At 60.5% G+C, this 14,490-nt stretch carries 12 protein-coding genes and 1 riboswitch; of the genes, 7 read left to right on the top strand and 5 right to left on the bottom strand.

Annotated features, from left to right (window positions below):
• Window positions 1–39 precede the first annotated feature (39 nt).
• Window positions 40–1,629, top strand: a complete 1,590-nt coding sequence (locus KKY_RS19555; RefSeq protein WP_050811681.1) for an EAL domain-containing protein — start codon at window positions 40–42, stop codon at window positions 1,627–1,629.
• A 122-nt stretch (window positions 1,630–1,751) separates the two neighbouring features.
• Window positions 1,752–4,034 (top strand): NADP-dependent malic enzyme, encoded by a 2,283-nt coding sequence (locus KKY_RS07645; RefSeq protein ID WP_014130745.1) that lies wholly within the window; start codon window positions 1,752–1,754, stop codon window positions 4,032–4,034.
• Between the two features lie 48 nt (window positions 4,035–4,082).
• Here the strand turns inward: KKY_RS07645 and KKY_RS07640 are convergent, their stop codons facing one another.
• From KKY_RS07640 to KKY_RS07630, 3 genes are all read right to left on the bottom strand, one after another.
• The gene (locus KKY_RS07640; protein WP_014130744.1) at window positions 4,083–5,561 is read right to left on the bottom strand and encodes an AMP nucleosidase; all 1,479 of its coding nucleotides are present in this window, start codon (window positions 5,559–5,561) and stop codon (window positions 4,083–4,085) included.
• A 278-nt stretch (window positions 5,562–5,839) separates the two neighbouring features.
• The gene (locus KKY_RS07635) at window positions 5,840–6,262 is read right to left on the bottom strand and encodes a DUF1801 domain-containing protein (RefSeq protein WP_014130742.1); all 423 of its coding nucleotides are present in this window, start codon (window positions 6,260–6,262) and stop codon (window positions 5,840–5,842) included.
• A gap of 12 nt (window positions 6,263–6,274) precedes the next feature.
• Window positions 6,275–6,820: a DUF1176 domain-containing protein gene (locus tag KKY_RS07630; protein WP_014130741.1), complete on the bottom strand. Its 546-nt coding sequence runs from the start codon at window positions 6,818–6,820 to the stop codon at window positions 6,275–6,277.
• A 165-nt stretch (window positions 6,821–6,985) separates the two neighbouring features.
• A riboswitch (TPP riboswitch) is annotated at window positions 6,986–7,097 on the top strand.
• On the opposite strand from KKY_RS07630, the gene KKY_RS07625 reads away from it, so the two are divergent.
• The 4 genes from KKY_RS07625 to KKY_RS07610 all read left to right on the top strand — a co-directional run bounded on the left by KKY_RS07625 (window position 7,088) and on the right by KKY_RS07610 (window position 10,791).
• Entirely contained in the window at window positions 7,088–7,705 is a 618-nt protein-coding gene (locus tag KKY_RS07625; protein ID WP_014130740.1) for a YkoF family thiamine/hydroxymethylpyrimidine-binding protein, read from the top strand. Its footprint overlaps the riboswitch before it by 10 nt.
• Before the next feature lie 63 nt (window positions 7,706–7,768).
• On the top strand, window positions 7,769–8,383 hold the full coding sequence (locus tag KKY_RS07620; protein WP_014130739.1) for an ECF transporter S component: 615 nt from the start codon (window positions 7,769–7,771) through the stop codon (window positions 8,381–8,383).
• Entirely contained in the window at window positions 8,380–10,029 is a 1,650-nt protein-coding gene (locus KKY_RS07615; RefSeq protein WP_014130738.1) for an ABC transporter ATP-binding protein, read from the top strand. The genes KKY_RS07620 and KKY_RS07615 overlap by 4 nt, the downstream gene beginning before the upstream one ends.
• Window positions 10,030–10,035: 6 nt before the next feature.
• Window positions 10,036–10,791 carry an energy-coupling factor transporter transmembrane component T family protein gene (locus tag KKY_RS07610; RefSeq protein WP_139305014.1) on the top strand — a complete coding sequence of 252 codons (756 nt, stop codon included), beginning with the start codon at window positions 10,036–10,038 and terminating at the stop codon, window positions 10,789–10,791.
• Here the strand turns inward: KKY_RS07610 and KKY_RS07605 are convergent.
• Window positions 10,788–11,414: a Spy/CpxP family protein refolding chaperone gene (locus KKY_RS07605; protein ID WP_014130736.1), complete on the bottom strand. Its 627-nt coding sequence runs from the start codon at window positions 11,412–11,414 to the stop codon at window positions 10,788–10,790. The genes KKY_RS07610 and KKY_RS07605 overlap by 4 nt on opposite strands.
• 157 nt (window positions 11,415–11,571) lie before the next feature.
• A complete protein-coding gene (locus KKY_RS07600) occupies window positions 11,572–12,825 on the bottom strand; it encodes an aminopeptidase (RefSeq protein ID WP_014130735.1) in 1,254 nt (417 codons plus the stop codon).
• Between the two features lie 89 nt (window positions 12,826–12,914).
• Here KKY_RS07600 and KKY_RS07595 point away from each other — a divergent pair, with 89 nt between their 5' ends.
• The gene (locus tag KKY_RS07595; RefSeq protein WP_014130734.1) at window positions 12,915–14,105 is read left to right on the top strand and encodes a TIGR03862 family flavoprotein; all 1,191 of its coding nucleotides are present in this window, start codon (window positions 12,915–12,917) and stop codon (window positions 14,103–14,105) included.
• Window positions 14,106–14,490 lie beyond the last annotated feature (385 nt).

The following is a 14,490-nucleotide window of genomic DNA, read 5'->3' as shown; positions in this document are numbered from 1 at the left end:
AGGATCGAATTGAGGGTCGATACTTCCGGGCATTTTTCTTTGCGGTCGCGTTTTTCACAGATTGTGCTGCTCGTTGTGGCATTGCTGGCGTTCTTGCCGGTGGTGGCCGTCGACCATGTGATCGATGGCTATGTCCAGGCGCGGGAAACGGGTGCCTTGCAGACGACCGTGGATGCGATTACCCATGATTCTCAGGTTACCGTTCATGAGGGAATTCAATCGCTAAGGCGCATTCTGGCCAACAGCCCATCCTTGTGCGCGGCAACTTTTATACAGAACGTGAATTCAGAGCTGGAAGCCAACCCGTTCCTGCGCCAAGTGCTCGTGGAAAACCACGACGGGGTGCAATATTGCTCGGCATTTGGCCGCGCAGTTGACTATCGCGTTCTGTCGGAAAGCCTGACGATCCCAGGTCATACGGAAACGCTGAGTGTCGTTAAGATAGAGGGCAGCGAAATCCCGTTGCTCAAGATAACCCAGGCATTCGGACGCGAGCGTACCGTTTCGGCGCTGGTGCTGGCCACTCCGATGCTCATGCGCAAAGACGCGCCGCTGCTGGGCCAGATCAGCTATTTGCAGGTCGCCCTGACCAGTGGCAGTTCGATCCTGTTGCGGGGGGACGAACGGATCGGGCAAGGGGCGGGCCGGGATGATTATCTTTTTGCTAGGTCGTTTGCCGGCGAAATACCGCTGAAAGCAGAAGCTGGTCTATCGTTTTCCCAGGTCCGTTCCGAATATTCGCCGCTCGATGTGGGCTTTACAGTGGCGGCCTGTTTCATGGGGGCGCTTATTCTGGTCCTGGCGATCCAATATGCGCGCAAGGCCGATATCGTTGCTTTCGACCTGGAACGCGCCATTATCGCTGGAGAAATGAAACCCTATTACCAGCCCGTCATCAACCTCAAGACCGGAAAGCTCATCGGTTGCGAGGTTCTCATACGCTGGGTGAAGAAAAATGGAGAAATAATTCCTCCAGGTGCATTTATCGACTATGCGGAAATGTCGGGTCTGGCCATCCCGATGACGCTGAGCCTTATGGAGCAGGTCCGCTACGATCTCGAGGACATCTGCCGCGAAGTGCCGGACTTCAAGGTGTCGATCAACCTTTTCGAGGGGCATTTTCGTGACGGGTCGATCGTGGAAGATATCCAGTCGGTGTTTGAGGGAAGCGGTATTTCCTATCGTCAGCTTGTCTTTGAAATTACAGAGCGTCGACCGCTCGACGATAGGAATGCGGCCAACCGGGTGATGAGTGCGATGCACAAGCTCGGGGTTCGGATCGCCATGGACGATGCAGGGACGGGCCATTCAAATCTTGCGTATCTGCAGACGCTCGGCATCGATATCGTCAAGATCGACAAGATTTTCGTCGAGATGATAAAAGACGCAAGCCAGCCCGTTCCGGTGGTCGATGCCCTGATTTCGATGGCCAAGGATCTCGATATCGACATCATAGCCGAAGGGGTCGAAACCCAGGAGCAGGCGCTCTACCTTCGGTCCAAGAACGTGGTGTTTGCCCAAGGCTACCTTTTTGCTCCGCCGATGAAACTGTCATCGTTCCTCGTTCTGGCGAATGCGCTCAGACCCGGTGTTCGGGAAAGCAATCTTGAGCCAGGACTTGCTGCCTGATTTGCCGGTATTCCTACCCGATAGGCCGCTGAATATCCCAAGTGCGGAAAAGATAGGTTCGCAAGCCTTCCATTTTGATGCGATTGGTGGCAGGTATCTCGCCGCTAATCCGAGGAGACGGCATGACGGACGAACCGCGCGATCCGCAGAAGGCGCTTAAAGAAGCTGCCCTGCATTTCCACCAGCATCCCAAGCCCGGCAAGATCGAGATTGTTCCGACCAAGCCGCTGGCAAACCAACGTGATCTGGCTCTTGCATATTCGCCGGGTGTCGCGGCACCGTGCGAGGAAATTGCGGCAGATCCGGAAACGGCGGCGCTCTACACCTCGCGTGGCAATCTCGTGGCGGTCATTTCCAACGGCACGGCGGTTCTCGGGCTGGGCAATATCGGGGCGTTGGCATCCAAGCCAGTGATGGAAGGCAAGTCAGTCCTTTTCAAAAAGTTTGCCGGTATCGATTCAATCGATATCGAGATCGACGAGCAGGATCCCAAGAAGTTCATCGAAACCGTTGCGCCGATGTGGCCCTCGTTCGGCGGCATCAATCTTGAAGACATCAAGGCGCCGGATTGCTTCGAGATCGAGGAAGCGCTGCGCGAGCGCATGCCGATTCCGGTTTTTCACGACGATCAGCACGGTACGGCCATTATCGTTGCGGCTGCGGTCCTCAACGGGCTCAAGATTGCCGGAAAGGACATTTCCAAGGTCAAGATTTGCACCTCCGGTGCCGGCGCGGCTGCCATCGCCTGCCTGAACATGCTGATGGCGGTGGGCGCCAAGCGGGAAAACATCTGGGTGGCCGATCGCGAAGGACTGGTGACGACGCGACGCGACAACTCCGTGGATCGTTGGCGGGGGGCTTTCGCTCAGGACAGCGACAAGACATCGCTTGCTGAGGTTATGGAAGGTGCCGATATCTTCCTCGGCCTTTCCGCGGCCGGTGCGCTGAAGCGAGAGATGCTCAAGGATATGGCGGAGAATCCCCTGATCCTGGCGCTATCCAATCCGGTGCCGGAAATCATGCCCGAGATCGCCATTGAAGAACGGCCGGATGCAATGATCTGCACAGGGCGATCCGACTACCCAAATCAGGTCAACAACGTCCTGTGCTTTCCGTTCATCTTCCGCGGTGCGCTCGATGTCGGTGCAACCACGATCAATGAAGAAATGAAGGCCGCCGCCGCTCATGCGATCGCCAAGCTGGCGCATGAGCCGGTGCTCGAGTCGGTTCCAGGGTCTCCATCGACTTTCGGCCGGGATTATCTCATCCCCAATCCGTTCGATCAGCGCCTCATTCTGCGTATTGCGCCCGCCGTTGCGAAGGCCGCGATGGATTCGGGCGTCGCGCGGCGTCCCGTAGCCGATTTCGACGCCTACAAGGACAGTCTCAATCGGTTCGTTTTCCGCTCGGGCATGGTGATGAAGCCGATGATCGAGCGCGCCAAGGGCGCCGGTCAGCGCATTGCGTTTGCCGATGGTGAAGACGAACGCGTACTGCGGGCCACGCAGGTGGTGCTCGAAGAGGGCATCGCGCAGCCAATTCTTATTGGACGGCCGTTTGTCATCGAGCAGCGAATCGAACGCTTCGGGCTGCAGCTGACGCCGGGCAAGGATTTCGAGATTATCAATCCCGAAGACGATCCGCGCTACAAGGAATATGTCGCCGAGTTCCATTCGCTCGTTGGGCGTTCGGGCGTCACACCCGATACGGCGCGTACGATCGTGCGCACCAATACCACGATCATCGGGGCGCTCGCCGTCAAGCGCGGCGATGCCGATGGGCTGATATGCGGTCTTCAGGGGCGTTACATCAAGCACGTGCGCGATATCAAATCCGTTGTCGGGCTGTCGGACGGCGTTTCGGACGTTTCGGCACTCTCAATGCTTATCATGCCGCGCGGGGCATTTTTCCTTGCCGATACCTATGTGAACATGGACCCGAGCGCTGACGAGATCGTATCGATTACGCTTCAGGCGCGCGACCATCTCAGGCGCTTCAATATTGAAGCCAAGGCAGCGCTGCTGAGCTATTCGAACTTCGGCTCTCGCGAGGGGGCATCGTCAGACAAGATGAAAGCCGCCTATGACAAGCTCAAGCGCGTAGCGCCGGACCTCATTGTCGAAGGCGAAATGCAGGGCGACCTGGCGCTCAACCAGGGGCTGCGTGAACGCTACATTCCCGACTCGGTGCTCAAGGGCGAAGCCAATCTGCTGGTGTTCCCGAACCTTGAAAGTGCGAATCTTTCCATGACCTTGCTCAAGGAATTGAACAATGCGCTTCCGGTCGGTCCGATCCTGATGGGCACACGAAATCCTGCGCATATCCTTGCGCCTTCGGTGACCAGCCGCGGAATCGTGAACATGACCGCGATCACTGCCAATGAGAGCCTGGCGCTCAAACGCTGAGGCAGGATTTTCCGGGCTTATGAGGAGGGCGCCAGAGGCGCCCTCTTTTTATTGGAATGCCGTTTCGGCAAAGGACCGCAACTTGCGTGAATGCAGCCGTTCGACGGGCTGATTGCGCAGGATTTCCATGGCTTTGAGGCCGATCAGCAGGTGGCGGTTAACCTGGGTGCGATAGAAGTCAGAGGCCATGCCGGGGAGCTTGAGTTCGCCGTGCAGGGGCTTGTCTGAGACGCAGAGGAGGGTGCCGTAAGGGACACGGAAGCGGAAACCATTGGCAGCGATCGTGGCGCTCTCCATGTCCAGCGCGATGGCGCGCGATTGTGACAGACGGCGGGTGATTTCGCTCTGGTCCCGCAACTCCCAGTTGCGGTTGTCGATGGTGAAGACCGTACCGGTGCGCATGATGGTCTTGGTTTCCAGGCCCTCAAGATGCGTGACCTCGGCCACAGCTTCCTGCAGAGCAAGCTGAATTTCGGCCAGTGCTGGAATCGGGACCGTGACGGGCAGGTCGTCGTCGAGAACGTGATCCTCGCGAACATAGGCGTGCGCCAGAACGTAATCGCCCAAAGACTGCGAGTTGCGCAGGCCGGCGCAGTGTCCGAGCATCAGCCAGGCATGGGGGCGCAGGACAGCGATATGGTCCGTTGCCGTCTTGGCGTTGGATGGCCCTACACCAATGTTTATCATCGTAATGCCGCGACCGTTAGGCGCCGTCAGGTGATAGGCGGGCATCTGAGGCTGGCGGGCGGGCAGCGTGCCATCGGTTCCTCCGCCAAGGCGGCTATTGGTCGTTATAACGTTTCCCGGTTCGACAAAGCTTTCATAGAATTCGTGCCCTTCGCTCATCCACTGATGGGCGAGCCGGGTGAATTCCTCAATATAGAACTGGTAGTTTGTGAAGATCACGAAGTTCTGGAAATGGTCGGGGACCGTTCCGGTGTAGTGGTTGAGCCGGTGCAGCGAATAATCGACGCGCGGTCCGGTGAAGGCGGCAAGCGGGTAGGGGCCACCCGAAGGCGGGATAAACGTGCCGTTGGCGATTTCATCGTCCATGTGGGCCAGATCGGGGACGTCGAACAGGTCGCGCAACGGCACACCGATATCGAGGAGCGTATCGCCCTCAACCCGCTCTTTCGGATCGACGGCGAAATGGAGCGGAATGGGGGTTTCGGATTCTCCGACCTCTATCTTGCCGCCGTGGTTCTTGAGGATGAGCGAAAAATTCTCGATAAGGTACTTATGAAACAGCGCCGGCTGGGTCAGCGTGGTCTGATAAAGCCCGGGGCTGTGCAGAAAGCCATAGGCAAGGCGCGAATTGGCCTGTTGCTGGAAGCTTGTCGAAAGCACCTGCACCTTGGGGTAATGGGCACGAACCTTGCCCGGAGGCACCTGTCCCTTGGTCAGGTTGAGCAGATGGTCGCGGATGAAGCCCGTGTTGCGGTCATAGATTTCGCAGACATACTCCCAAGCCTTGACCGGATCGGAGAAGGATTTCAGCGGTATGGTGGGCGGAGTGATGAGTTTCATGCGCAAGTCCTGTTCTTGTTTTTGGTTTTAACCCCAAGGCATGCCAGTTTCGGCTTCGCCGTGCAATGCTCTCCGATCCAATCAGCGTTTTATCACAGTTCGGTGATTGGGCCTTTTGTCGCCGCAATGACAACCGATATTGGTGGTGTCTGCTGGACTGGCAAACGAGCCCATGCACTAGCGGACACAAGCTTCCGCTGTAGTCCCCCAAGCCCTCAACAGCGCGGCGGAAGCGTTTATGGAGACCGCAGTCGTCCGCCCGGCGCTGCGGTCTCTTCTTATCTGGTGGGATAGGTCGCCCGCATCTGTTCGACCGATCGGCGAATGAGCTCTTTGAGAATGCCAAGATCGATATCGGCCAGCTTCTTTACGTAAAGGCACGAAACGCCGGTCGAGTGCTTGCCCAGCTTCTCCATGAGAGCATCGTATTGCGAAAAACCCGGCATCACATAAAGCGTGAGATTTGCCTTGCGGGGTGAAAAACCTGTGATCGGCCAATCTGCGGGTTTCTTGGTCGTGTTGACATATGTGTAGGTTCCGAACCCGACAATCGAGGAGCCCCACATGACGGGCTCGGAGCCAGTTATCTCGCGCATCATCTCGACCATGGTCCAGCAGTCTTGCCGCTTTTGATCAGGTTCGACCGCGTCGATGAATTGGGAGACCTTCTGGTCGGTCGGGCGAGTCTTGAGACCTGACATGGAGCGTTACTCCTATTTGAAGCTCACCAGCGTTTCGGGATTGGCTTCACCATCATACTGCGCATCGACTTGGTAGCGGATAAGTACGAACTGACCCTCATCGAAGGTCCAGGTTCCCGCTGAAAAGGCGTCGCCAAGACCGCGCCACAGGGCGTGGCTGGTGATTGTTTTTGTCTCGGAGTCGAATTCGGAATTGGTGAGCAACAACTGGGTGCCGTAACCCGTCATCGGCATATCGAGGACCGCGCCTTCGAAATCATCATTTTCATAGACGACGTCGAACTGGGGAGTGGCAAAGGCCACCGGCACCAAGCCCTCGTACTCGGTTTCGAGATAGTACATGTGGTTGACGTTGTAAGCGCCAGAACCACAGAAGAATCTATGGAGCGTGGCGGTCTGTGGAGCGTCCGAATATTCGGTTTCCCAGCTCAGATCCCAACGCTCGTTCGGGTAATATTCCGCGGCGACAGAGTCTTCGAGCCCGTAGCACAGTTCGGGAAAGCTCTGTGAAAAACGCGCAAAGGCGTCGTCTTCGCTTACGGCTTCCTGCTGCGCCAAACCGATTCCCGGCCAGGCACCAATAAGGAGGGCTGTTATTGCAAATCGGATGTTTCGCACGGTTGGGCCTTTCCAAAGACAGGTACACAGAGTGCCGGAAAACGGTGTTCTCTCAAAGCGGGAAGTTCCCGTTGCCGCACGATGGAAAGATGTGCTAACCATCGAGTCGTTCGACAGGGGTGCTCCGTATGGCCGGGGCTGAGAGGACGGCGCAAAGCCATCTAACCCTAAAGCTGATCTGGATAATACCAGCGGAGCGAGGCGAAGATGAAGTGCGGCGCACAACTCTCCCTTTATGTCATGGCGGACGATTTCGTTCGCGTAATTCTGTCCTCTCTCGACGCAATTGCGCCCTATAGGGACCACTTGCGCATAGAGACCGACGATATCTCGACGCTTGTCGTCGGTCCGCCAGAGTTGATTTTTCCAACCATGCGCGAATTGTTCGTTGCGGCAGCGCGGAGCGGGCATCACGTAGCAATGCATGCTACGATCTCTCGCGGATGTCCGGGGGAACCGGACATGGATATCTGCGAGCCCGAACAGCCGTCTGCGTTCGACGAAGACCTTGAAAAGCGTAAGAGGCGTGCGGCGCGAGCCGTGACCGATGCGCCATCGACCGGCCAGAGGGTTGCCGTGCAATTTTCGCTCTATCCGCTCGGCCCGGCCGATTACATGGACGAAATCTACGGCTGCATCGATTTCCTGAAAGCCTCGCCGGTGTTCGACAGGGCGAAGAACTACTGCACGAGGCTGGCCGGCGATGCCGGGCCGGTCTTTGAGGCTCTTTCGCAAGCCTGGCTCAGCTTTGGCGATCCGAACGCGCATGTCGCGATCGATCTGACCGCTTCGGCCAACAGCCCGTCTCCGGACGCCGCTGCGTGACTTTTCCGCGGGGCGTGGTCCCGCGGCGCTTTTCCCAACATCGTTATCAAAGGAGGACAGGACATGTCCGATTTCGCTTCGCAATCGTGGCGCTGGACGCTGCGCGAGACCCTTGTCGTTGCCGTTTTCGGCGCCGCGTTTGCCGTGCTCTACCTGGCCTGGGTTCAGGTCTGGCTGGTCAGCCAGGCGGCGTTCGGGCCGGTGACGATGGACGTTTTCATGGGGTTCTGGTTTTCGGCATCCATCGTTGCCGCCGCCGTCATCCGCAAACCCGGTGTTGCCCTGATGGCCGAGGTGCTGGCGGCAGGGATTGAAATCCTGCTCGGCAGTCCCGCGGGGCTGGGGTTGCTCATCGCGGCGATGGTGCAGGGCCTTGGGGCGGAACTGGTTTTTGCGGCGCTGGGCTGGAAGCATTACCGGCTGCCGGTGTTGATCGCCGCGGGGATGGGCGCCTCGGTGACGAGCTTCATATATAACTGGTTCCTGTTCGATTACGGTGCCCTCGAGCCCTGGCTGGTCGGTGCGATGTTTGTCATCCGGCTTATCAGCGGGGCTGTGCTGGCGGGTGTTCTCGGGCATCTGATTGTCGAGGCTCTCTATAGGACCGGCGTGCTCAGGGGGCTGCGGATCGATATCGAGCGCCGCGGCGTCGGGTTTGAGCCGCAGGCAGCCCAATGAGCCTGGCGCAATGGGAGGGGGTATCGATCCGGTATCCCTTCGCCACCAGCGATGCGGTTGGTCCCGTCGATATCGCCATCGGGCATGGTGAAAGAGTTCTTGTGCTCGGGCCATCTGGGTCGGGCAAGTCCTTGCTCATGCTTGCGCTGACCGGGCTGATCCCGAATGCCGTTCCGGCGAGCGTTGCGGGGCGGATCAAACTGAATGGTGCTGACGTGGCCAGCCGCAGCGCGGCGCAATGGGCCGATACCGTGGCGCAATATTTCCAGAATGCCGATGAAACATTGTGTGGCATGCGGGTGGGCGAGGAAATTGCGTTCGCGTTGGAAAACCGGGGGATGGAGCCGGCAAGCATTGCGGCGCGAGTGGCTGACGTTCTCGACAGGCTCGGGCTGCCGCAGGAATGGCAGGGCCGGCGCAGTTCGGCGCTGTCCGGCGGTGAGCGCCAGCTTGTCGCGCTGGCTTCGGTGCTGGCGCAGGCAACGCCGATCCTGATTGCCGACGAGCCAACCTCGCATTTGAGTCCGTCGGCTACGGCCAAGGCGCATGGTCTGTTGTCGGACAGGAGCGCGTTTGAAGCCGTGGTGGTGATCGACCATCGGCTGGAAGGGTTGATCGACGCTATCGATCGGGTCGTGGTGCTTGGCGAAAACGGATCGGTGCTGGCCGATATGCCGCCGGGGCCGTTGTTTCGCGAGCGCGGAACGAATCTCTTGGGCGCAGGTATCTGGCGGCCCGCTTTTTCCGCGCTCGACGACATGCTCGGTGCGGTCGGACTTGCCTCCGAGCAGGCTCCGCTTTCCTTTTCGGATGTGCTTGCACCATTCGAGCCCGGTGTCGGCAATGATGCGGCCATAGCGGCGGCCTGCGTCGTTGCGCAGCGATACATAGAGCAGCGCATCAGCGTTCCCTCGGCGGGCGGCAAGGTTGTTGCGTCCCTCAGGCAGGCCGATTGCGCCCCGCCAATGGGGCGCGCTGTTCTCAAGGACATAAATCTCGACATCGGCGAGGGGGAGATTGTGGGGCTGATCGGACCTAATGGGGCGGGCAAGACGACACTGGCGGCGAGCCTGGCCGGTGTGCTGCGGTTGCGCGCGGGGCATCGGGAGGGGCCAATGGCAGGCATCGCCTTCCAGAACCCGGAGGCCCAGCTTGTGGCGGCGAGCGTCCGGGAGGAAATCCTGGGGGCAATAGACGGGGGCGGGGATTGCCAGGCTGTGCTGGAGCGGTGGGGGCTTGCCGGGTTTGCAGAGCGGCATCCGTTCGAACTCTCGTTCGGACAGAAGCGCCGGCTGGCACTTGCGAGTCTGGATGCAAGGGGGCATTGGTCGTTCGTGGTTTTTGATGAACCATTTTCGGGACTGGACGCCGCGGGCGCGGCGATGGTGGCAGAGCATCTTTCTGAGTTGAAGAAAAACGGGAAAGGCGTGGTGCTCGTTTCGCACGACATGGACATGGTGGTGCGGCTTTGCGACCGGGTCGCTGTGATCGCCGATGGCGGGATACTCGCCGAAGGCAGACCCCTGGACATTCTGGGCGATACCGCCGTGACAGAAACGGCGGGGCTTGCGCGGCCGAGTTTTGCGCCGGTGATCGATTGGCTGAATCGCGTCGAGATGGCGTCGCGCGTCCCGGCGGCGGGGTGAGGCGGGATGACTGTGTTCTATGAAAGGTTTTCAGGCGCACCGCTGGGGCGGCTCAATCCGCTGACGGTGTTTGCAGTCTGTGTGATTTTCTTTGTCGGCATCGCGACGTCGTTCGATCCGATGTTCCAGATTTCGGTGGTCGGCGTTGTCCTATTGGTGCTTGTCGGTATTCAGCGGGTGCCCGTCCTGCTTGTTTTGGCATTGATGGTGCCGTTCATTCTCTTCGGCATGGGATTTGTCACGACCAATCTGCTGTTTCGCCAGGACAGTGATTTTGCCATGCATATCGCGGGCGGGGATAATGGCGGTGCGGCGCTCTCGGCAGGGCTGACCTTGAGCCTGCGGGCATTGGCGATCGGGACGATTTCGATCCTTTTTGCGCTCAGCGTCGATCCGGGAGCGTTCGTGCGGGCGTTGATCGCCTATCTCAAATTTCCCGCGCGGCTTGGCTATGCGCTGTTCGTGGCCATGCAATTGGTGCCGGACCTTTTGGCCGAAGCGGCGCAGATGCGCATGGCGCGGGCGATGCGGGCGGGTCGGCCCGTGCGGCGTATTCCTGGGCCACGCGAGATGGCGGCGCTGGCCGTGCCGTTGCTGGCTTTTGCCGTCCGGCGCGCCGGGCGGTCGGCCATTGCCATGGAGGCACGGGGGTTTGGGGCGACCCCGGCACGCACCATGGTGGGCGTGCCGGGGTTTTCGTGGGCCGACCCGGCGTTCCTGATCGCCGGGTCGGGTGTTCTGGTGGTGTTGCGGCTCGTTTAGCCCTCGGCTTGAGGGGTTTCGGGCGCCGCATCGGTCGCAGGGGCCGGGGGCGCGACTCGCGGGCCGCCTGGGCGCTGCGGCGTCAGTTTTTCGAGCTGGGTCTCGTCAAGGCTGCCGACGAACGCTTCAAATGTCGGTTGAAGCGTTTCGAGAGCTTCGGCGCGGGCGGTGGTCATGGCGACCATGCCCGCGAAGCGAGCGACCAGATCGGGCTCGGTCGCTTCATCCTCGGCGACCGGAGCGATTTCGTCGTGGGCAGCCTGAACGTCTTCGACGGCATCGAGGGCGGCCAGGCGCAGGTCCTCGAGCAGTGCCATCTGGTCGTCGGTCAATTCAAGCAGATGGGTGAGGCGGACAGCGGCGATGTCGATGGCCTCGGCGCCGCGCTCGGAGAGGAACATTTCAACCAATCCTCCACCCTGGCCGAAGCCGGGGCCACGGCGGAAATGGCTCATCGGTCCCTCACCGCCGGGGCGAAAGCTGCGTGCGCTATCGCCGTGAATTTGCTGGACGCCATTGTCGCGAGCACCGCCGAAAGGCTGGGCCAGGGCCGGGGCCAGCGAGGCTGCGCCGATCGAGGCGGCGGCGATGGTTATGATCGCTGTGCGCGTCAGGTTCTTCATTTGTCGTCTCCTTTGCATGGGCGGCGCAGTTGTCGCGCCGATGGGAAGGAGACTAGAGGATGCAAACTCACGGCAGGCTGTCCGGCAGATGAAATGTTGGACAGGATGGTAAGGCAAAGAAAAGAGCCGGGGATAACCCGGCTCGTTATTTGTTCTGTCAGTTGGCCCATTCGCCCTTGCGGAAGACGGGGACGCGTTCGCCGTCCTGGGTGATGCCGTCGATATCCATTTCGCCCGATCCGATCATCCAGTCGATGTGGATGAGGCTCGAATTGCCGCCCTTTTCGGTGACCTCGTCTTCGGTCAGCTTGTCGCCATCCACGAAGCATTCGGTGTAGCACTGGCCCATGGCGATGTGGCAGGCGGCGTTTTCGTCGAATAGCGTGTTGTAGAACAGAACCCCCGACTGGCTGATCGGCGAGGAGTGCGGCACGAGCGCCACTTCGCCCAGACGGCGGCCGCCCTCGTCGGTGTCGAGAACCTTGTTCCAGACGTTTTCGCCCTTGGAGGCGCGCACTTCGACGGCAACGCCATCCTTGAAGACCATTTCGATGTCCTCGATCACCGAGCCATTGTGCGAGAGCGGCTTGGTGGAGCGGACGACGCCGTTGACGCGGCGGGCGTGCGGGGTAGTGAAAACCTCTTCGGTCGGGATGTTTGGGTTGCAGGTGATGCCGTTCTTGGCGAGGGAGGCGCCGCCGGCCCATTCGTGATCGTCGGCAAGGCCGACGACGAGATCGGTGCCGGGCGCGGTAAAGTGCAGGTCGCGGAATTTCATTTCGTTGAGCCAGTCGCGGCGGGCGTGGATTTCAGCGTTGTGCTGTTTCCAGGCGGCGACGGGGTCGGCCTGATCGACCCGGGACGCGGCAAAAATGGCATCGGCAAGCTTGGCGACCGCTTCGTCCTCACCGAGGTCGGGGAAGACCAGCTTGGCCCATTTGGGATTGGGGTAGGAAACGATGTTCCAGTTGATCTCAAAGCCCGTGATCTTCTTGATGGCGGGCTTGTAAGCCTTTGAATTGGCGCGGTTGGCGCGGGAGACCTTTTCGGGATCCTGCTCGGCCAGCATCATGGGGTTGTCGCCGGAAATGGCAAGGCGGGCCGTATTGGAGCCAAAGGCCCTGGCCATGCCTTCATAGAGCCAGTCGGCAGCGTGATCGAAGGCATCGTCATTGGCGTACTTGTAGCGGGCGAGGGTGGCTTCCTCGTCCGAATAGAGGGTGGTCACGAGACCGGCGCCGGCCTTGTAGGCGTGCTCGGTGATCTTGCGAACGAGCGGCAGGGCCGATAGCGGGGCGGTGATGAGCAGATCCTGACCGGCTTCGAGCCCGAGGCCGGTGTGAATGGCGACCTGGGCGAGCTTGTCGAGCTTTTCCTCATTGACGGGAGCGTTGGAACGCGAGTCGGACATGATGGGTCTTCTTTGTTTTGGAAATGACTCAGTTGAACGCCAAAACTAGCGGTTTGACAGCGGTGGCGAAAGGGTGTTCTGGGCTGGCCATGGACAAGCATATTGCAATCGTTGGGGGCGGCCCCGCCGGGCTGATGGCGGCCGAGGTTATCTCGGGGGCCGGATATCCCGTGACCATTTACGAGGGAATGCCAACCGTTGGACGCAAACTGCTGATGGCGGGCAAGTCCGGGCTCAACCTAACCCATGCTGAGGTGATGGGGGATTTCTTTTCCCGGTTCGGGGCGGCGCGGGAGCGGCTGGAGCCTGTGCTTTCGGCCTTCGACAATGAGGCTGTGCGGTCCTGGGCGGCGGGGCTGGGCAGCGAGACGTTCGTGGGGTCGTCGGGGCGGGTGTTTCCCCAGGCGATGAAGGCTTCGCCGCTGCTGCGGGCGTGGCTCGAACGGCTGGCAGAGCACAGAGTCGCCATTCGGACGCGACATCGCTGGGCGGGGTTCGAGGGCGACACGCTGGTGTTTGAAACGCCAGAGGGCGAGGTGCGCGACACCTTCGATGCGGTGGTGCTGGCGCTGGGCGGGGCGAGCTGGCCCAAACTGGGGTCCGATGCGGCGTGGGTGGCCTGGCTTGAAGCGCTGGGTGTCTCTGTCATCCCGTTCCGGCCGGCCAATTGCGGGTTCGATGTCGATTGGAGCGCGCATTTCATCGAACGGTTCGCGGGAGCGCCGGTGAAGGCCGTGGCGGTGGGCGCGAACCGGGGAGAGTTTGTCGTTTCCCGGCACGGGGTCGAGGGCTCGCTAGTTTATGGACAATCGGCGGCGCTGCGCGATGGGCTGGAGGCGGGGCCGACGGCGCTGGTGCCCGATCTGGCGCCGGACCGGTCTGCCAAACGGCTCGAGCGCGACCTGGCGCGGCAACCGGCCAAGGCGAGCTTTTCGAGCCGGTTGCGCAAGGGCGCGGGGCTCGATGGGGTCAAGGCCGGGTTGGTGCGGGAGCTGACCAGCGAAGCGGTGCGCGCCGACCCTGCGGCGCTGGTCGGGGCGATCAAGGCGCTGGCCGTGCCGCTGATACGAACGCGGCCGATCGACGAGGCGATTTCGGTGGCGGGCGGGGTCGGCTGGGATGAGGTTGACGCGCGGCTGATGCTGAAAAAGCTGCCGGGCGTGTTCGTGGCCGGGGAAATGCTCGACTGGGAAGCGCCGACCGGTGGGTATCTGCTCTCGGCGTGCCTTGCCACCGGACGGGTAGCGGGGCAGGGCCTGCTGGATCATCTCCGGGCGTAGGACGCGCCAAAGCGTCCGATGGCCATAAGCCCCGGTTTATATAAGAGGTGCCCGAATGGGCGGTGAACGGCGAAGCAAGCTTCATCCGATTTTGATAGTAAGCGAAGCCAGCTTCGCCGTTCACATCCGGGGTTTTTGGCTTATGGCGGCATCTCGGGCTGGGGTTTGTCGGTTTTTGTGGGTCGGTTGGTCGAACCGGAAAAGTGCCATCCCCGGATCAAGTCCGAGGACATGCTTTTCCTGCCAACCTCCCGTGTCCCCCAAATTGCCGGTGCCCCTCCGGGTTGCCCCGGTATGACGTGGACTCCCATCCTCGCCTGGCCATCCGTCCGCTTTGGGCCTTCCCTGCAGCGACCCGCAAGGAACCCGAACCGACCTGTCGGTT

Source organism: Pelagibacterium halotolerans B2, from assembly GCF_000230555.1.
Lineage (GTDB): Bacteria > Pseudomonadota > Alphaproteobacteria > Rhizobiales > Devosiaceae > Pelagibacterium > Pelagibacterium halotolerans.
This window is presented reverse-complemented; position numbering and strand designations above follow the sequence as displayed.